Source organism: Streptomyces sp. NPDC043876 (genome assembly GCF_056435825.1).
Map to the genome: position 1 here is coordinate 35,938 of NZ_JBWKDV010000003.1, position 18,459 is coordinate 54,396.

Genomic DNA, 18,459 nt, shown 5'->3' on the forward strand with positions numbered 1-18,459 from the left:
TGTACCCTGAGGACACGGACGGCCTCACCAAGGCCACGCTCCGTATCGAGAACCACGGCGCCACCGCGTCCGGATGTCCTTTTCCCTGCCCGGCAGCGGTACGCCCGCCGGGTTACGCGACACGAAGGAGTGCGCGGTGACACCAGAACTGACCAAGCGTGACCAGGGACTGCTGGAGCGGACCGACTACCGTTCCCGCACCCGCTCGGACGAGCTGGGAAGCCTGGAAGTGTGGGCCCGGTCCGCACCGATCCGGCTCGCCGGATACGAAGAGGACCTGGCGGAACCGCACATCCTGCCCGGAATCGACTGAGGTACCCGGCTCGTACCGCGCCCCCGCGCCCACCCGGCGGCGGGGGCGCGGTGCGTGGCCGCGCCGCGTGGGCCGATGGTGGGTGAGCCGTCGACGCGTGGGCCGCTGATGCGTGAGCCCCCGACGCGGGACCCCCGGCCCGCGAACCGATCGTCCGGTGCCCCGCCCGTGTTCCCGGACCCCCCTACGCCGACAGCGTCATCGCTGTGGGCGATCAACGGTTACCGGGTACCGGTCCGCCGGGCAGGCTGACCGGTATGAAACTGCTGATGCTGGGCGGGACCGAATTCGTGGGCCGGGCGATCACCGAGGACGCCCTGGACCGGGGCTGGGACGTCACCGTCTTCCACCGGGGACGGCACGCCGCGCCGCCCGGAGCCGCCTCGCTGCACGGAGACCGCACCGGGCCCGGCGGGCTCGAGGCCCTCGCGGCGGGGGAGTGGGACCTCGTCGTCGACACCTGGGGCGGGGCGCCCATCGCCGTCCACGACACGGCCCGGCTGCTGCACGGCCGGGTCCGGCACTACACGTACATATCCAGCCGTTCGGTCTACGCCTATCCCTCGCCCCCCGGCCTCGGCGAGGACGCCCCGGTCGTCGAGGGCTCACCGGACGCGCAGCTCGTCGCCTACGCCCAGGACAAGCGCGGCGGCGAGCTGGCCGCCCTCGACGCCTTCGGTACGGAACACGCCCTGCTGGTGCGCGCCGGACTGATCATCGGGCCCTACGAGAACGTCGGGCGGCTGCCCTGGTGGCTGAACCGCGCCGCCCGCGGCGGCCCGATGGCCGCGCCCGGTCCGCGCGGACTGCGGCTCCAGTATGTCGACGTGCGCGACCTCGCGCGCTGGACGCTGGACGCGGCCCGGGACGGCCGCGGGGGAGCGTACAACCTCGCCTCGCCGCTCGGGCACGCCACGATGGGCTCCCTCCTCGACGCCGTCGCCGCCACGACCGGGGGCCGCGCGGAACTGCGCTGGACCGCCCCGGAACGGATAGCGGACGCCGGGGTGCAGCCGTGGACCGAGCTGCCCATCTGGCTTCCGCAGGGCGAGCTGCACGATTACCTCTTCGGCGGCGACGTCTCCCGGGCGCTGGCCACCGGACTCGTGTGCCGTCCGGTGGAGGAGACCGTGGCCGACACCTGGAGCTGGCTCCAGGGTCTCGGCGGCGCGGCCCCGCAGCGCGCCGACCGGAACGCCCCCGGCATCACCGCGGAGCAGGAGGCGGCCCTACTTGCCTGACCCGCGCTCCGCGCGCGTCCCCGGACCGGAGCCGGCCAGCCGGGTGGGCGGCAGGTACTCCCGCACCAGGCGGCGCGTCCACCAGTCGCCCGTCGCGCGCAGTTCCCGCCAGGTGGTGAACCGGTAGCGGTACAGGCGGGCCCGCACGTAGCGCGGCGGGGCGTCCGGGAACGGATTGTGGGCGAGGAGGCGCAGGGTGTCCCGGTCACCCGCCAGCAGCCGTTCCACGAAGGGCCCGAACCAGTCGCGGGCGTAGCCGGGCGAGAGCGCCGCGAACCACATCAGCCAGTCGAGGCGCAGGTGGTACGGGGCGAACTGGCGCGGCATCCGGTCCGGCCGCCCCGGCTTGCCCTTGAAGCCGTACTCCCGCCACGCCCCGTCCGGGTGCGGCGCCGGATCCGCCGTGCCCTCCACCACCACCTCGTCCCGGATCCGCCCGACGGTCCCGAACGCCCCGTAGGTGTTCACCAGGTGCAGCGCGTCGAAGGAGCGGTTCATCACCTGCCGCCGGGACAGCATGTTCCGTACGGGGTGCCTGCTGAGCAGCAGCACCAGCGCGGTGAGCGCGCACACCAGCACCACGTACCAGAGCGGGCCGGTGCGCGCCGCGGCGGCGGGCGGCGGCCCCGCGATGCCGGTGAAGTCCACGGCGCTCAGCGCGAGCGCGATCGTCAGCCAGTTCAGCCAGGCGAAGTTCCCCGACAGGACCAGCCACAGCTGGGTCCCCGCGATCATCCCGGCGGCCACGGACGCCACCGGCTGCGGGGTGAAGAGCAGGATCGGCACCAGCAGCTGGGTGACGTGGTTCGCGGCGCACTCCACCCGGTGCACCGGCCGCGGCAGCCGGTGGAAGAACCAGCTCAGCGGGCCCGGCATCGGCTGCGTCTCGTGATGGAAGTACAGGCAGGTCAGCCGGCGCCAGCACGGATCGCCGCGCATCTTGATCAGCCCGGCCCCGAACTCCACCCGGAAGACCACCCAGCGCAGCAGCCACAGCACGAGCACCGGCGGCCCCGCCCGGGCATTGCCCAGGAACACCGCGAGGAAGCCCGCCTCCAGCAGCAGCGACTCCCAGCCGAAGGAGTACCAGGTCTGCCCCACGTTCACGATGGACAGGTAGAGGACCCACAGCAGCGCCCACATCCCCATCGCCGCGCCGAGCGGTACGGCGTCCCCCGCCCCCGCGGCGAGCGCCGTAGCGACCAGCGCCCCGCCCCAGGCGCAGCAGGCGAAGAGCCGGTCGGAGTAGCGCAGGTGGAACAGGCTGGGCGCCGCGCGGAAGGGCACGCGGCGTAGGTGCCGCGGGACGGGAAGCATGCCGTGGGCGCCGATCAGGGCCCGGAACTGGAGGGCGGCCCCGGCGAAGGCCATGACGTAGACCACCGCCAGGGCCCGCTGGAAGACCAGCCGGCCGAGCCAGTAGCCGGGCGCCGTGAACCAGTCCATCGCCTCCAGTATCGGGCGCCCCCGGATCAGCCGCGCGCCACCAGGGTGCGCAGGGTGCGGCCCAGCAGCCGGGCGCAGCCGAGCTGCAGCGCCGGGACCAGTGGGCCCGCGAGGTGGGTGTACCAGGCGGCCGGGCGGCTGAAGGCGGTGACCGAGAACCAGACCGAACCGTCCTCGGCCAGCTCCACCAGGAACGACTCCTCGCCGGACTCGGGGTGCCCGTCGAGGGTCCCGTAGGCGAAGCCCGCACGGCCCGGTTCGTACGCGGTCCAGATCACCTCGCACGGCGCGTCGATGCGCAGCGGCCCGAGGCCGATGCCGACCACGACGCGGGTCCCGGGCCGGACGGCGCCGTGCTCGGCCCGGACCCGCATCCCCGTGGCGCGGTGCAGGGCGAAGGTGGTGACGGCGGCGCCGGCCGCCTCGAAGGCGGCGCGGCCGTGACCGACCCGGACCCGGTGCTCCAGGTGGTGGTAGCCGCGGGGCAGCGGCCGCAGCCGGGTCGCCCCGCGGTCCGGATAGCTGAGCCGGCCCGGCCGGCCGGCGGCGTCGCGCGACCGGCGGGCGCCCTCACTGATGATGCGGGTCATGACGCGGTCTCCTCCAGGCGTCGCCAGGCCAGCACCGAACACAGTGCGAAGCCGAGGGCGTTTCCGAGGCCGTGGGTCGCGGCCATCCAGGTCAGGGTGGGATGCGGGAGGCCGCTCGCCTCGCCCAGCGCCCACCACAGGGCGAGCAGCATCGTGACGGCCAGTACGGCGGCCGAACCGGCGAGCAGCGCCCGGGTGCCCCGCTCGCGCGCCCCGGGCCGGATCTCGCGCCAGGTCAGCAGGGCCACCGCCCACATCCCCGAGGTGAGGACGAGGGCCCCCGCGAGCTCCGCCCAGTCGTCGACGAAGTAGCCGGCGAGCACCAGCAGGGTCCCGCCCGGGACGCTGTACGCGGCCCAGCGCGCCCACGGCCCCGGCCCGGCGGCCCGGCACACCAGACCGGCGATCAGGGCGGCGGTGAATCCGGCGAAGTGGAAGTGCGGGACCGTCAGGGCCAGGATCTCCAGGTGGAAGCCGAAGAGCCGGTGCCCGCTCCGCTCGGCGACCAGCGCCGCCCCGGCGACGGTGGGCGTGACCAGGGCGGTGAGCACCGCGATCTCGGGCGGGTCGAGCGAACGGGTGCGCAGCAGCCGGGCCGGTGCGTGCAGCGCCGGTGCCAGGATGGCCGCCGCGTAGAGGGCGGCGAGCGCGCCCGCGGTGGCGCCGCGCGGCAGCCACAGGCACACGGCTCCGGGGGCGGCCAGCAGGGGCCACCACCGGGCGGTCGTGCGCAGCCGGACGGGGTCGATCAGACGCAGCCCGGCGGGCAGTACGCAGAGCATGCCCACGGTGACGATGAGGTTCACCAGCGTCGTCACCGTGGACAGCCCTCCCCCGTACGGCCGAACGCTTGAACGCGTTCAACTCACGGTCTGAGCCTAGGGGCTCTCTTGAACATGTTCAAGACCGGGGCCGATCGGCCGCGCCCCGCCGCTACCGCCGCCCCCGCCCCGCCGTGACGCTCCGCTTGCGACACCCCCGGACATGCGGCAGACAAGAGGGAGCAGCAGGGCACCAGGGGCCGACAGGGAGAACCTCGTGACGGATCAGCACGTACCGCAACCCCCGCCGCGCCGGGCGTCCCCCCGGCCGGTCCGCCGTCACGCCCCGGGGGCCGCCCTCCTCGCCGTCCTCGGGCTGTTCGCCGCGGCCTGCGGCGGCCCCGCGGACGGCGCGGCCGCGCCCGCGGCCGCCCCCGAGAGTCAGGACGTCGTGCTCCAGCCGGTCGCCTCCGCGGGCCCCGACCCCTTCAGCACCTCCACCGCGACGGCGGAGTCCGCACCGCTGCAACCGCCCGTCCCCAACGCGACGGGGGAGGGCATCCGCACCGTCGGCGGCGCCACCCCCGGCCTCTACGGCGGTACCCAGCGGCTCGGCAGCTGCGACGTCGAACGCCAGGTCGGCTACCTCACCTCCGACGACGCCAAGGCGAAGGCCTTCGCCGAGGCCTCCGGCATCGAACGGCCCAAGATCCCCGAATTCCTGCGCGGACTGACCCCCCTCGTCCTGCGCGCCGACACCCGGGTCACCGGCCACGGCTTCAAGGACGGCCGGGCCAGCGGCTTCCAGTCCGTCCTCCAGGCCGGGACCGCCGTCCTCGTCGACGACCACGGCATGCCCCGGGTCCGCTGCGCGTGCGGGAACCCGCTCCAGTCCCCGCGCACCGCGAACGGCGCCCCGGTCCTCAAGGGCGACCAGTGGACCGGCTACGACCCCCACCAGGTCATCGTCATCGAACCGACGGTCCAGGTCATCGACAGCTTCGTCATCGCGAACATCGCCGACAACACCTGGATCGAGCGCAAGAGCGGCGACGACGGCGCCCAGGACAAGACCCCCCGGGTACCGCCCCCGCACGATCCGGCCGACGGCATTGCGCCCGCCGATCCGACGAGCCCGGCCGACCCCTCCGCGCCGCCGCAGCCCTGCGCGAGCCCGGATCCCCGCAGCCCGGCCCGCACCAGCCCCCCGGCGCCGCCCTCAACACCGCCCAAGGCAGCCGTCCCGCCGCCGCCCGGCCCGGGCGACTGCCCGCCGTCCGGGACCACCACGGCCACGCCCCCGGCCCCGCCCCCGCCCCAGGACACCGCGCCGGACACCCCGAGCCGGCCGAACCCGCCGAACCCGCAGAACCCCCCGGGCCGGCCCGATCAGCCGCTCCCGCCCACCGGGCCGCCGCTCGCCGAGACGCCCCGCTCCGACCCGCCCCCGGCCGAGATCCCGCCGGACCTGCCGCCCGCACCCGACGGGCCGAGCGTGAGCCCGTACGACCCCTACGCGCCCGGCGACCCGAACGGCCCCGTGGACCCGGGCGACCCCACCGACCCCTATGCCGTCCCCGACCGGCACTTCACGCCGGACCCCGGGTACTCGCTCGAAAGCGTCTGACGCGCCCGTGTGTCATGGTGGACCGGTGCCGAGCACCGTATCGCTGCCGGACGACTGGCCCGCCCACCCGGACCGGTCGCTCTCGCTGAACCGGATGGGCAGCTTCGACTGGGACCTGGTCACCGGCCTCATGCACATGGACGCGCCCGCCCTCGACGTCTTCGACACCCTCCCCGAGGACTACGACGATCGGCCGGAGTCCCTCTCGCCCAGGGTCCCGGCCACCGAGGCCGCCCGCCTCGACGCGCTCGTCTCCAGCGCCCTCAAGAGCGGCGTCGACAGCTACGGCGCCTACTTCCGCATCCGCTGCCGCGACGGCCGGCTGCGCTGGACGCACACGCAGGGCCGGGTGATGCGCGACGGGGACGGGCGCCCGTTCCGCATCATCGGCATCGTCCGGGACGCGACCGAGGAGCTGAGCCACTCCGCCGAACGCCTCGGCCTGGACGAGGAACGCCGCCGCCAGACCTCTGTGGTCGAGGCCACCACCGCCGCCCTCGCCCACGCGCGCACCGTGCGGGACGTCATCGACGCGCTCAGCGACGCGCACGGCCTGGAGCGCCTCGGCACCATGGGCATGGTGATGGGGCTGGTCGAAGCGGGCCGCATCCACCTGGTGGCGGAAGGGCCCGAGGGAAGTTTCGTCCCCGGCACCCGCTATACCCGCGTGGACGAGCAGTACCCGATGAGCGAGGTGGTCCGCTCGCTCCAGCCCCGGTTCATCGACTCGCAGGCGGAGTTCGCCGAGGCCTACCCCGGGCTGTGGTCGAAGATCTCGTACATGCGGATCTCCGCCGCCGCCTATCTGCCGCTGATCGCCCAGGCCCGCCCGATCGGCGCGATCGGACTGCTCTACCAGGACAAGGACGGCTTCACCCAGGACGAGCGGAACCTGCTCGTGGCCCTCGGCAGCAGCATCGCCCAGAGCCTCCAGCGCGCGATGCTCCTGGAGCAGGAGCACGACCTCGCCGAGGGACTGCAGCAGGCCATGCTGCCGCGCCGGATCCCGGCCGTGCCCGGCGCGGAGATCGCGGTGCGCTACCGCTCCGCCCGGATGGGCCGCGACATCGGCGGTGACTGGTACGACGTCATCCCGCTGCCCGGCGGCCGGGTCGGCGCCGTCATCGGCGACGTCCAGGGACACGACACCCACGCGGCGGCCGTGATGGGCCAGCTGCGCATCGTGCTCCGCGCCTACGCCGCCGAAGGCCACGCCCCCGCCACGGTCATGGCCCGCGCCTCCGTCTTCCTCCACGAACTGGACACCGACCGCTTCGCGACCTGCACCTACGTCGAAGCCGACCTGGCGACCGGGGTGTTCCAGCTGGTCCGCGCGGGCCACCTCGACCCCCTGTTGCGCTCACCGGACGGCGACTGCCGCAGGCTCCCCGTGGAGGGCGGCATGCCGCTCGGCCTCTCGGCCGAGTTCGGCCGCCTGGAGTATCCGGTGACCACGGTGGAAGTGGCGCCGGGGGAAACGCTTCTCCTGTGCACCGACGGCCTGGTCGAACAGCCCGGAGCCGACCTCGACGACGGAATCAGGCACCTCACCGCCATGGTCCGCTCCGGCCCGGCCGACCTCCAGCTGCTCGCGGACCGGCTCGTCGGGGTCGCCGACGAGCGCGGCGAGGACGACGTCGCCCTGCTCCTGCTGCGCCGCCACGCCGAGGACGCCCCGCAGGCGGGCGGCCGCCTCCAGCAGCACGTGGCGCCCGGCGACCCCGAAGCCCTCGTCTCCGCCCGGCACATGATCGGCGCGGCGGTCCGGGCCTGGGGCGCCCGGGACCGCGGCGACGAGATCGAACTCGTCGCGGACGAACTGATCGTGAACGCCCTGATGCACACCGACGGCCCGGCGATCGTCACCCTGCGCGTCCTGACGGGCCCCGAACGCCGCATCCGCGTCGAGGTCGAGGACCGTTCCAGCGCCCTCCCGCGCCGCCGGGACGCCGGCGACTCCGGCGTCTCGGGGCGCGGGCTGATGCTGGTGGACCGGCTGGCGGACGTGTGGGGCGTGGAATCCCGCGGCGGCGGCAAGTGCGTGTGGTGCGAGTTCGTCATGAGGTGACGGCCCGAACGGAAGGCGGACAGGGGGACGGACCGGGGGGCCGGGACCAGGGACCGGCACGGGAACGGGCCCTGCGCGCGGCCACGGACGGTCCGGCGGGCGCCCACCGGAACCGGAACCCGAGCGGAGGGCGACCGGAACACCCGCCGGGCCCGGTCGGGCCCAAAGTCCGTTGCGGCACGCGGCGGCGGTGCCGCAGGATCGACGCGATGACTACCGCCACGCACGACGTCCGCCGGTCGCTGAAGGCCGGAGACCTGCCCGGAGCCGTCCGCGCCCTGCGGCCCCACGCCGAGACCGCGTCACCGGCCGAACTCGCCAAGGCGACACGGGAACTCGCCGACGCCGCCGGATTCGCCGACCTCGCCCGGGCCGCGAAGACCGCCGCCAGGAGACCCCGCGACCCCCAGGCGCTGTACGACTTCGGCTACGCCTGCGTCGAACGCGGCGTGTCCTTCCTCGCCGTCGCCCCGCTGCGCCACGCGCTCGCCCTGGCGCCCGACTCCCGCAGGCTCCTCGCCGAACTGGTCTCCGCCCTCGAAGACGGCCACCGGCACGCCGAGGCCGCCGCCCTGCTCGCCGCGCGCGGCGACCGCCTGCCCGCCTGGCCCGAAACCTACCTGCTGGTCCACAACACGCTCTGCGCGGGGGACTTCGACGGCGCCCGGGCCGCCGCGATCCGGCTGCCCGCCCCGCAGGACGAGGCCTGGATCGACGCCCACGGCCGCCAGCGCCGCATGCTGGGCCGCGCCGAACTGGCCCGCGAAGCCGGCCCCTTCGACGGCCGCGACCTGCGCGGATGGCACTTCGCGCTCACCGGCTCCCTGCTGGGCACCCTCTCCCCGTACGGCTACGCCGCCGGGATGACCGGCCGCTACGCCTTCCTCGGCGACAGCCATGCACTGGCCCGGCGCGGCCTCGACCGCCTCGCGCTCGCCCTCGCCGCCGCCGGTCAGCGCCCCACCAGCGTCTCGCTGCTCCCCGGCCGCGCCGACCGGATCCTCGGCCTGGCCGCGGCGGGGGTGCTCGGACTGCCGGCCGTGCCCTACGACCCGGCGCGGACCGACACGGTCGTCGTCGCCCACGACCTGAACGCCTGCGACCCCGACCTCGTCCGCACCCTGCGCACCCGCGCCACCGGTCAGGTCCTCCACGAGCACCTGACCTGCTGGACGGATCCGCCCGCGGTCAGCGCCGACTCCAGCGCGCTCCTGTGCCAGTACGCCGTCGCCCCCTGGGCGGCGCACGGCGACCGGCCCGCCGACGGGCGCCCCGAGGAGGACATCGCCCGCGCCGTCATCGAGGCCGACCCGGCCCCGGACGAGGGCGACGGGCAGACCCCGGCCGATCCGGACGCCGCCTTCCGGGCCTACGCCGCGGCCGTGGCCCCCGGCTGGCTCGGCGGCACCCGCGACCGCCTCGACTCGCCCGGACCGGTGCCCGGCTCGCGCTTCGCCTGAGGACGCGGCACCCTGGGAGGATGCCGGAGCTGCCGGAGGTCGAGGCCCTCAGGGAGTTCCTCGACGAACACCTGACCGGGCGGGTGGTCGAGCGCGTCCTCCCGCTCAACGTGAGCGTGCTCAAGACCTACGATCCCCCGCTCACCGCCCTCGAAGGGCAGCCCGCCGGAGCCACCGCCCGCCACGGCAAGTTCCTCGCGCTGCGGATCGGCGCGCTGTGCCTCGTCACCCACCTCGCCCGGGCCGGCTGGCTGCGCTGGCACGACACCTTCCCCGCCCAGCCCCCCAGGCCCGGCGGCAAGAGCCCGCTCGCCCTGCGCGTCGTCCTGGAGGACGGCGGCGGATTCGACCTCACCGAGGCGGGGACGCAGAAGCGACTCGCGGTGTACGTCGTCCACGACCCGCAGGACGTCCCGGGCATCGCCCGGCTCGGGCCCGACCCGCTCGCCGAGGACTTCGGGCGGGCGGAGTTCGCGGCGCTCCTGACGGGGGAGCGGCGCCGGCTCAAGGGGTTCCTGCGCGACCAGAGCGTACTGGCCGGGATCGGCAACGCGTACAGCGACGAGATCCTGCACCACGCCCGGATGTCCCCCTTCAAACTCGCCTCCTCGCTCGACGAGGGCGAGGTGTCCCACCTCTACGACGCGGTCCGGGCCACCCTGCGCGAGGCGCTCGACCGTACGCACGGCGTGGCCGCCGGAAACCTGAAGGCGGAGAAGAAGAGCGGGCTGCGGGTGCACGGCCGCACCGGCGAGCCCTGCCCGGTGTGCGGGGACACGATCCGCTCGGTGTCCTTCGCCGACTCCTCGCTCCAGTACTGCCCCACCTGCCAGACCGGCGGCAAGCCGCTCGCCGACCGGCGCCTGTCCCGCCTGCTGAAATGACCCGTCCCGCGCCCGGTGGCCGGCGCCCCGCTTACACTGGCGCACCATGTCCGACGACGACCGCCACCGGCAGCCCCCGGCCCCCGCGGGATCGCGCCGGGAGACCGTCACCGGGGTGGCCCGCGGCGCCCGCGGCCGCCCGCCCGCGCACACCCCCGCGCGCTCGGAGATCTCCCAGCAGACCTCGCTCGGAGCGACCTACGTCAGGGCCCTGATGCGCAGCCAGTTGCGGGCCGGTCTGACGGCGCTGACCGCGCTGCTGGCGCTCGTCGGGACGCTGCCCCTGCTGTTCTCCCTGCCGCACACCGCCTCGGGGCCGCTGGTGTGGGCGGGACTCGGGGTGCTGGTGTACCCGGTGATGTGGCTGATCGCCCACCGGTACGTCGTACGCGCCGAGCGCAACGAGGCCGACTTCACCGGTCTGGTCACCGAGCCCCCCGGCGAACCCCCGGCCTAGCCGCCCGCCGATCCAGCCGGGGCCCCGGCAGTCCTAGAACAGGTGCATCGCCAAGTGGCCCAGGGGCAGGCCCAGTTGCCACGCCGGTGTCCACACCCGGGCATTCTCGTCGAGCCCCGGCGAGGGGTCCTCCAGGCCGTGGCGCCCGGGGTCGAGATTGGTGGCGAACAGCTCCGTCCGCTCCAGCCAGCTCCACGCGTCCCGCGCCAGTTCGAGGTCGGGATCGCCGCCCGCCCCGCGCTCCCGGGCCTCCTCGCCCAGCTGGAGGAACCGGGTCTGCACCCAGTCGCGCCAGGGGTGGCCGTAGGCCGTCAGGGACAGCCACTCGTCGAGCTGCGAGACCACCCGGATCCCGGACAGTTCGCCCGCGGCGTCGGACAGGTAGATCGTCAGTGCCAGGGTGTCCCGCCCGGCCCGGAATTCCAGGGTGCTGACCGGGATCAGCCGCCCCGTGCGCAGCAGTTCGTCCGCGATGTACTCGGCGTAGAGCCACGCCATGGGCACCGCGAGCCCGCCGTCACTGGTGCCGTTCATACCCTCGGGCTGCACCGTTTCCACCTTCTCCCGCGTGTCGAGCTTCCCGCCGTCGGTCAGAGCCTTCCCTCCGCGGCTCGCAGGACGGGCGATGTTTACTCAACTTGAACGGTCTGCGACCGAATCGAGTGCCCCGCACGCGCACTCCGGTCGAACCTTGAGCGGTTCCCGGCCAGTTCTGTGGCAGCCTCAGGCGCCGAGTCCGTATCCCTGGAGTCCCTCGCGCAGGGCGCGCAGGGCGTAGTGCGTGCGGGACTTGACGGTGCCCGCCGGGATGCCCAGCTCCCGGGCGGCCTCGGCGACCGACCGGTCGCGGAAGTAGACCTGCATCAGCACCTCGCGGTGTTCCGCGCCCAGGCTGCCGACCGCCCGTCGCACGTCGATCGCGGTGACCGAGCGGGACACCCCGTCCCGGGGCGCGGGCGTCTGCTCCAGGCCCGCCGGCTCGACCTCCTGAGGACGCGCGAGCCGGGCCCGGCGGGCATCGATCGCGAGGCGCCGCCCGACGGTGAACAGCCAGGGCCGCGTGGAGGCGTGCGGGCTCTCCAGGACCTCCGGGTGCTGCCAGGCGCGTACGAGGGTCTCCTGCACCAGGTCCTCGGCGCGCTGGGCGTCGCCGTTGCAGAGGCCGAGGAGGAATCCGAACAGGGCCCGCCCGTGCTCGCGCTGGAGTTCGGCGAGTGCTTCGGGATCGGTGCGGCAGAGGGTGGGGGAGGGGGACACCGAAGGGCTCCTTCCGGCTGGGTGCGGGTCGACATGAACACCCTGACCTGCGGCGGGCCGCCCGGGAACCTTCGGGTGGAGCTGCTGCGCCCAACCACCCCGGCCGTCCGGTGGGCGGCCCCCCTCGGCGGTGAACGGTCGAACGGCGCGGTGAGCGGCAGCCCGCCGCAGGGGCGGGGCGCGCCGCCACACGGGTGGGCGCGGGGCGCCGTACCGAGCCCTTCCTTGACTTGTGCGACCCACCCTTAAGGATGCAGATCATCGGATAGTCCTACTAAAGGGAGCGGGACCCCATGACCCAGCGCACGCGGCGGACCGCGGCGGTCCTGTCGGCCGTCCTGCTCTCCGCGGCGGCGGCGGCCTGCTCCGGCTCGCCGGGCACCCCGGGACACCCGGCGGCCAGGGGAACCACGGCGCCCCACGGGACCCAGGGCACCCAGGCGGCCCCGGGGACGGCGGGCAAGGGCTTCACCCTGGTCGCGAGCGGTGACGTCCTCCCGCACGACTCGATCATCAGGGCGGCGGCCACCGGGGGCGGCGGCTACGACTTCAAGCCCATGTTCGCCGGCGTCAAGGACCTGGTCTCCGCCGCCGACCTGGCGCTCTGCCACAGCGAGACCGTCTACGGCGAGGACGGCGGCCCCTTCACCGGATACCCCGACTTCACCTCCCCGCCGCAGGTGGCCGAGGCGCTGAAGGACGCGGGGTACGACGGCTGCTCGACCGCCTCCAACCACACCCTGGACGACGGCGCCGACGGACTGAAGCGGACCCTGGACGCCTTCGACAAGGTCGGCCTGAGGCACGCCGGTTCGGCCCGGACGGCCGCGGAGGCGGCCGCGCCGGCGACGTACGCGGCCGGCGGGGCCAAGGTCGCGCACCTCGCCTACACCTACGACACCAACGGCCACCCCCTGCCCGACGGGCAGCCCTGGGCGGTCAACCTGATGCGGCAGGACAAGATCGTCGCCGACGCCCGGGCGGCCCGGAAGGCGGGCGCCGACGTGGTGCTGGTGAGCCTGCACTGGGGCACCGAGTGGCAGACCGCGCCGGACGAGCGCCAGCTCACCCTCGGCAAGGCCCTCACCGCCTCGACACACGACGGCCGGCCCGACATCGACATGATCCTCGGCACGCACGCGCACATCCCGCAGGCCTACGAGAAGGTCAACGGCACCTGGATCGTCTACGGCATGGGCGACCAGATCGCCGGAGAGATGTTCAACGACGAGGGCGAGCGCGACCCGCGCGGCAACTACGGCTCCCTCGCCCGCTTCACCTTCGAGCCCCCCGCCGCGCCCGGGCAGCGCTGGCGGGTCACCCGGGCCGCGTACGTCCCGCAGATGATGGACCTCACCGCGGGCCGGATCGTCAACCTCCCGGCCGCCCGCGCCAAGGACCCGGACCACGAGGCGTACCGGGCCGCGGAGGAAGCCATCAGCGAGGCCGTCCTCAGCCGCGGCGCCGCCAAGGACGGCCTGACCCTCGGCAAGTAGCGCAGCGGCTGAGCGGCTCGCGCCCCCGCCCGGCCCGCGGCACGGCCCCCGCTACGGCACCACCGTCACCGGCCAGCGCCCCGCCTTCACCAGCCGGACCGCCACCGACCCGATGATCCGGTGACCGGCCTGCTCCGAGGCCCCGACGACCACCGCGTCCGCCGTCAGCTCCTCGGCGGCGGTCACCAGGCCCGCGTACGGGTCCCCGCGGAAGGTGTGGAACTGCCAGCGCACTTCGAAGATGCCCTTGAGGCGCTCGGCGGACTCCCGGATCTCCGCCACGATCCCCTCCGCGATCTCCTCGGTGGTCCCGGCCACCGCCGCACCCATCGCGGCCCCGGCCGCCAGCACCGGCTGGACGTAGACCAGCGCCAAGAGGGCGTTCTGGCGCCGGGCCAGCCCCGCCGCGTAGGCCGCCGCGCGCAGCGACGAATCCGTTCCGTCCACTCCGGCGAGGATCACCTTCGGACCGTCGGTACCCCGCTCGAACCCCGTACTCACGTGCTCCGTCACCCCACCGACAGTAGCTCGTTCGGCGCGCGGAGCGGCGCGCGCCTCCCTACAGTGCGAACCATGACTGCCACCGCGGAGCAGACCCGCGGGACCCGGAACCGCTTCCTGAACCGGGTGCCCGACGGATTCGGCGCGTTCTTCGGAACGCTGGGCCTGGTGTGCGCCGTACTGGCGCTGTCCCCCACCCTGCGGCGGCTGCTGCGGCCCGTGGTCCGCTTCCTCGACATGTTCGTGGTCCCGGTCAGCGAGAACCTCGCCTACGCCGTCTTCCTCTTCCTGCTCGCCGCGGCCCTCGGCACCCGCAAGAAGGTCGCCTGGTGGATCGTCGTCACCTATCTGGCCCTGCTCATCCTGGCCGACGTCGTCATCCTCGCGGACGGGGACTACTGGGTCTCCCTGGTCTCCGGCGTCATCGCCCTCGCCGCCATGGTGCTGCTGATCGCCGCCCGCAAGGAGTTCTACGCGGTCACGCGACCCGGCGCCCTGTGGCGGGCCCTGCTCGTCCTCGGCCTCGGACTGCTCGCCGCCGTCTTCCTCGGCTGGGGACTCGTCGCACTGTTCCCCGGCAGCCTGCCCAAGGGCCAGTGGCTGGACTGGGCCGCCAAACAGGTCTTCGGCGGTCTCTTCTCCGCCCGCCAGTTCGACGGCCACCCGCCCCGGCCGCTCTACTTCCTGCTCGGCCTCTTCGGCGCCCTCGCCCTGCTGAACGCCGCCTCCACCCTCTTCCGCTCGCAGCGCATGACCGCCGCCCTGCACGGCGACGAGGAACCCCGCATCCGGGCCCTGCTCGGCGCCTACGGCCGGCGCGACTCCCTGGGCTACTTCGCGACCCGCCGCGACAAGGCCGTCGTCTTCGCCCCCAACGGCAAGGCCGCCGTCACCTACCGCGTCGAGGCCGGCGTCTGCCTGGCCAGCGGCGACCCCGTCGGCGACCCCGGCGCCTGGACCCCCGCCATCGACGCCTGGCTCGGCGTGGCCCGCCGCCACGGCTGGCAGCCCGCCGTGATGGGCGCCTCCGAGGACGGCGCGACCGCCTTCGCGCGCTCCGGGCTCAGCGCGCTCCAGCTCGGCGACGAGGCGATCCTGCACGTCGCCCACTTCGACCTCGACGGCCGCGACATGCGCGTCACCCGCCAAGCCGTCAACCGGGTCCGGCGCACCGGCGCCACCACCCTCATCCGCCGCCACTGCGCCCTCACCGAGGAGGAGATGAAGCGGATCGTCGACCGCGCCGACTCCTGGCGCGACACCGAGACCGAGCGCGGCTTCTCCATGGCGCTGGACCGGCTCGGCGACCCCGCCGACGGGGACTGCCTGCTGGTGGAGGCCTTCGACGCGCAGGGCGAACTCATCGCCCTGCTCTCCTTCGTCCCGTGGGGCAAGGACGGCATCTCCCTGGACCTGATGCGCCGCGACCGGGCCGCGCCCAACGGCGTCATGGAGTTCATGGTCGCCGAACTGTGCGCCACCGCGCCCCGGCTCGGCGTGCGCCGGATCTCCCTCAACTTCGCCGTCTTCCGCTCCGCCTTCGAGGAGGGCGGCCGGATCGGCGCGGGGCCCGTCCTCAAGCTCTGGCGGGGGCTCCTGCTGTTCTTCTCCAAGTGGTGGCAGCTGGAAGCCCTGTACCGTTCCAACGTCAAGTACGGACCCGAGTGGTACCCGCGTTTCCTCTGCTACCAGGACGCGGGCTCCCTCGCCCGGGTCAGCCTGGCCTCCGGCATCGCCGAGGGGTTCGTCTCCGTACCGAGCCTTCGCACCCTGTGGGGCAAGGGGCACGCCAAGGGCGTCACGGCCCCCGCCAACACCGCTCACCTCCCCTCGATCGCCTCCCTGGGCCTCGACGCCGTGGGGGAGCGGGGCGAGGGGGCGGCCGAGAAGCAGCCGGAGCAGGTCCGGGTCCGCCACCGCAAACTCGAACGCATCCGCGCGGGCGGCACCGACCCCTACCCGGTCGGCATCCGGCAGCGCACCCACACCGCGGAACGGCTGCGCACCGAGCACCCCGCGCCCCCGCCCGGCGCGCGCACCGGCGAAGAGGTGACCGTCGCCGGACGCGTGATGGTCGTGCGCGACCTCGGCGGCGTGGTCTTCGCGGTGCTGCGCGACTGGACCGGTGACGTGCAGCTGATGTTCACGCGCGACGAAGCGGGAACCGGGGTCCTCGGCACCTTCACCAGCCAGGTGGACTTCGGCGACCACGTCGTCGCGAGCGGCGAGATCGGCAGCAGCAGGAGCGGCGAACTCTCCGTCGTCGTCGGCTCCTGGCAGCTCACCGGCAAGTGCCTGCGCCCGCTGCCCGACAAGCGCAAGGGCCTGGCGGACCCCGAGGCCCGGGTCCGCCGCCGCTACCTCGACCTGGTGGCCAGTCCCGAGGCGCGCGAGGTCGTACGGGCCCGCTCGACCGCCGTGCAGGCACTGCGCCAAGGGCTGCTGGAGCGCGGTTACCTGGAGGTCGAGACCCCGATGCTCCAGCAGATCCACGGCGGCGCCAACGCCCGCCCGTTCCGCACCCACATCAACGCCTACGACATGGACCTCTACCTGCGCATCGCCCCGGAGCTGTACCTCAAGCGGCTGTGCGTCGGCGGCATGGAGAAGGTCTTCGAAATGGGCCGCACCTTCCGCAACGAAGGTGTCTCCTACAAGCACAACCCCGAGTTCACCATGCTGGAGGCCTACCAGGCCTTCGCCGACTACGACGTCATGCTCGACCTGACCCGCGAGCTGATCCAGGGGGCCGCGACCGCCGCCTTCGGCTCCCCGGTCGCGCACAAGGCGGGCCCCGACGGGAAGCTCGTCGTCCACGACATCTCCGGTGCCTGGCCGGTGAAGACGATGTACGGGGCGATCAGCGAGGCGCTCGGCGAGGCGGTCGACGCGGACACCGGGGAGGCGGCGCTGCGCCGCCACTGCGACCGGGCCGGGGTGCCGCACACGCCCGAGGACACCCGCGGTGACGTGGTCCTGGAGATGTACGAACGGCTGGTGGAGGAGCGGACGCTGCTCCCCACCTTCTACAAGGACTTCCCGACGGACGTCTCCCCGCTCACCCGCCAGCACCGCCGCGACCCGCGGCTGGCCGAACGCTGGGACCTGGTCGCCTTCGGCACCGAACTGGGCACCGCCTACTCGGAGCTGACGGACCCCGTCGAGCAGCGGCGCAGGCTCACCGCCCAGTCGCTGCTGGCGGCGGGCGGCGACCCGGAGGCGATGGAGATCGACAACGACTTCCTGGACGCGCTGGAGTACGCGATGCCGCCCACCGGCGGGCTCGGCATCGGCGTGGACCGGCTCGTCATGTTCCTCACGGGTCTGACGATCCGCGAGACGCTTCCGTTCCCGCTGGTGCGCCAGAGCTGATCGGGTGAGGGGCCGGTGGCGCGTCCGCGTCTCCCGGGCCGCACGGCGGTGTCGTTGATACGTAGTAGTAATGAAAACTGACGAGCCGACAGTAGGGCGGCGCGTGCTCCTGCGCACCGCCGTCTTCCTCGGGATCGCCGCCGCGGCCTCCGGCCTGCTCGGGGAGGAGGAGGCCGCGGATCCGGCCGGGCCCGCACCCGGACCCGGCCGCGCGGCGGGCGGCGCGGGCGCTCCCGGAGCGCCCGCGCCGAACGGACGGGGAGCGCCCGCCAACACCTACCGGCTGAGCCCGATGGCCGCCGACACCCCGGCGCGCTACCGTCGGGCCATGCCCCCCGTCCGCACCCGCCCCATCCTGGACCTCTCCGGTGCGCCGGGGGACCTGGCCGTAGGGAGCAGGATGGTGCTCACCTTCGACGACGGCCCCGACCCCCGCTACACCCCGGCGATCCTGGACACCCTGGCCCGGTACGGGGTGCGCGCCATGTTCTTCGTCTGCGGGGAGATGGCCACCGACAACCGGGACCTGATCCGCCGGATGGCCGACGAGGGCCACGTCATCGGCAACCACACCTGGACCCACCCCCTCATCCCGAAGCTCACCCGGCCCGACCTCGCCTCCGAGATCGGCCGCACCAGCGAGGTCGTCCAGCAGGCCACGGGCGAGGCCCCGCGCTGGTTCCGGGCGCCCTACGGCGCGTGGAACCGGGCCGCCTTCGAGATCGGCGCGGAACTGGGGATGGAGCCGATGGCCTGGACCGTGGACTCCCTGGACTGGACCGAGCCGGGCACCACCACGATCGTCTCGCGGGTCCTCAAGGGAGCCGCCCCCGGCGTGATCGTGCTGTCGCACGACGCGGGCGGCAACCGGACGCAGAGCGTCCAGGCGCTGGGCTCTTACCTGCCCCAGCTGCTCGCCCGCGGCTACCGGATGACCCTGCCGAGCCTGCGGCCCCACTGAAGATACGATCCGTCAGTGGGACCGC

16 protein-coding genes are annotated in these 18,459 nt (G+C 74.2%); 10 read left to right on the top strand and 6 right to left on the bottom strand.

All coding sequences use genetic code 11. The features are described from left to right. Positions 1-136: 136 nt before the first annotated feature. Positions 137-313, top strand: coding sequence for a hypothetical protein (locus AC0693_RS09555; protein WP_356415501.1), 177 nt, complete (start codon positions 137-139; stop codon positions 311-313). A gap of 257 nt (positions 314-570) precedes the next feature. Beyond that, a complete protein-coding gene (locus AC0693_RS09560; RefSeq protein WP_478801393.1) occupies positions 571-1,554 on the top strand; it encodes an NAD-dependent epimerase/dehydratase family protein in 984 nt (327 codons plus the stop codon). Here AC0693_RS09560 and AC0693_RS09565 read toward each other — a convergent pair. From AC0693_RS09565 to AC0693_RS09575, 3 genes are read right to left on the bottom strand one after another with little or no spacing between them, the layout of a single operon-like run. Beyond that, on the bottom strand, positions 1,543-3,000 hold the full coding sequence (locus AC0693_RS09565) for a lipase maturation factor family protein (RefSeq protein WP_478801394.1): 1,458 nt from the start codon (positions 2,998-3,000) through the stop codon (positions 1,543-1,545). The genes AC0693_RS09560 and AC0693_RS09565 overlap by 12 nt on opposite strands. Before the next feature lie 26 nt (positions 3,001-3,026). Then, positions 3,027-3,590, bottom strand: coding sequence for a DUF1990 family protein (locus AC0693_RS09570; RefSeq protein ID WP_478801395.1), 564 nt, complete (start codon positions 3,588-3,590; stop codon positions 3,027-3,029). Further along, a complete protein-coding gene (locus tag AC0693_RS09575) occupies positions 3,587-4,408 on the bottom strand; it encodes a YndJ family protein (RefSeq protein ID WP_478801396.1) in 822 nt (273 codons plus the stop codon). The genes AC0693_RS09570 and AC0693_RS09575 overlap by 4 nt, the downstream gene beginning before the upstream one ends. A gap of 220 nt (positions 4,409-4,628) precedes the next feature. Here AC0693_RS09575 and AC0693_RS09580 point away from each other — a divergent pair, with 220 nt between their 5' ends. From AC0693_RS09580 to AC0693_RS09600, 5 genes are all read left to right on the top strand, one after another. After that, positions 4,629-5,978 carry a DUF6777 domain-containing protein gene (locus AC0693_RS09580; RefSeq protein WP_478801397.1) on the top strand — a complete coding sequence of 450 codons (1,350 nt, stop codon included), beginning with the start codon at positions 4,629-4,631 and terminating at the stop codon, positions 5,976-5,978. A gap of 7 nt (positions 5,979-5,985) precedes the next feature. Beyond that, entirely contained in the window at positions 5,986-8,046 is a 2,061-nt protein-coding gene (locus AC0693_RS09585; RefSeq protein WP_468468567.1) for a SpoIIE family protein phosphatase, read from the top strand. A 209-nt stretch (positions 8,047-8,255) separates the two neighbouring features. After that, complete coding sequence (locus AC0693_RS09590; RefSeq protein WP_478737821.1) at positions 8,256-9,506, top strand: hypothetical protein; 1,251 nt, start codon at positions 8,256-8,258, stop codon at positions 9,504-9,506. Positions 9,507-9,526: 20 nt separating this feature from the next. Next, on the top strand, positions 9,527-10,390 hold the full coding sequence (locus AC0693_RS09595) for an Fpg/Nei family DNA glycosylase (RefSeq protein WP_478737819.1): 864 nt from the start codon (positions 9,527-9,529) through the stop codon (positions 10,388-10,390). Between the two features lie 46 nt (positions 10,391-10,436). After that, positions 10,437-10,847 (top strand): hypothetical protein, encoded by a 411-nt coding sequence (locus AC0693_RS09600; RefSeq protein ID WP_469334902.1) that lies wholly within the window; start codon positions 10,437-10,439, stop codon positions 10,845-10,847. Between the two features lie 33 nt (positions 10,848-10,880). Here the strand turns inward: AC0693_RS09600 and AC0693_RS09605 are convergent, their stop codons facing one another. Together AC0693_RS09605 and AC0693_RS09610 are read right to left on the bottom strand one after the other, a co-directional pair. Beyond that, positions 10,881-11,396, bottom strand: a complete 516-nt coding sequence (locus tag AC0693_RS09605; RefSeq protein ID WP_478801398.1) for a hypothetical protein — start codon at positions 11,394-11,396, stop codon at positions 10,881-10,883. 174 nt (positions 11,397-11,570) lie between these two features. Further along, positions 11,571-12,104: a sigma-70 family RNA polymerase sigma factor gene (locus tag AC0693_RS09610; RefSeq protein ID WP_356416728.1), complete on the bottom strand. Its 534-nt coding sequence runs from the start codon at positions 12,102-12,104 to the stop codon at positions 11,571-11,573. Between the two features lie 293 nt (positions 12,105-12,397). Here AC0693_RS09610 and AC0693_RS09615 point away from each other — a divergent pair, with 293 nt between their 5' ends. Further along, complete coding sequence (locus AC0693_RS09615) at positions 12,398-13,600, top strand: CapA family protein (RefSeq protein ID WP_478737815.1); 1,203 nt, start codon at positions 12,398-12,400, stop codon at positions 13,598-13,600. Positions 13,601-13,651: 51 nt separating this feature from the next. Here the strand turns inward: AC0693_RS09615 and AC0693_RS09620 are convergent, their stop codons facing one another. Then, entirely contained in the window at positions 13,652-14,113 is a 462-nt protein-coding gene (locus AC0693_RS09620) for a universal stress protein (RefSeq protein ID WP_468468551.1), read from the bottom strand. A 60-nt stretch (positions 14,114-14,173) separates the two neighbouring features. Here AC0693_RS09620 and lysX point away from each other — a divergent pair, with 60 nt between their 5' ends. Then, positions 14,174-17,473, top strand: coding sequence for a bifunctional lysylphosphatidylglycerol synthetase/lysine--tRNA ligase LysX (gene lysX, locus AC0693_RS09625; RefSeq protein ID WP_468468549.1), 3,300 nt, complete (start codon positions 14,174-14,176; stop codon positions 17,471-17,473). Positions 17,474-17,543: 70 nt separating this feature from the next. Next, positions 17,544-18,434 (top strand): polysaccharide deacetylase family protein, encoded by an 891-nt coding sequence (locus AC0693_RS09630; RefSeq protein ID WP_468468547.1) that lies wholly within the window; start codon positions 17,544-17,546, stop codon positions 18,432-18,434. Positions 18,435-18,459 lie beyond the last annotated feature (25 nt).

Coding starts and splice junctions, on each gene's coding strand:
- AC0693_RS09560 (WP_478801393.1), top strand. CDS start 571: ATGAAACTGCTGATGCTGGGCGGGACCGAATTCGTGGGCCGGGCGATC.
- AC0693_RS09565 (WP_478801394.1), bottom strand. CDS start 3,000: ATGGACTGGTTCACGGCGCCCGGCTACTGGCTCGGCCGGCTGGTCTTC.
- AC0693_RS09570 (WP_478801395.1), bottom strand. CDS start 3,590: ATGACCCGCATCATCAGTGAGGGCGCCCGCCGGTCGCGCGACGCCGCC.
- AC0693_RS09590 (WP_478737821.1), top strand. CDS start 8,256: ATGACTACCGCCACGCACGACGTCCGCCGGTCGCTGAAGGCCGGAGAC.
- AC0693_RS09595 (WP_478737819.1), top strand. CDS start 9,527: ATGCCGGAGCTGCCGGAGGTCGAGGCCCTCAGGGAGTTCCTCGACGAA.
- AC0693_RS09600 (WP_469334902.1), top strand. CDS start 10,437: ATGTCCGACGACGACCGCCACCGGCAGCCCCCGGCCCCCGCGGGATCG.
- AC0693_RS09615 (WP_478737815.1), top strand. CDS start 12,398: ATGACCCAGCGCACGCGGCGGACCGCGGCGGTCCTGTCGGCCGTCCTG.
- lysX (WP_468468549.1), top strand. CDS start 14,174: ATGACTGCCACCGCGGAGCAGACCCGCGGGACCCGGAACCGCTTCCTG.
- AC0693_RS09630 (WP_468468547.1), top strand. CDS start 17,544: ATGAAAACTGACGAGCCGACAGTAGGGCGGCGCGTGCTCCTGCGCACC.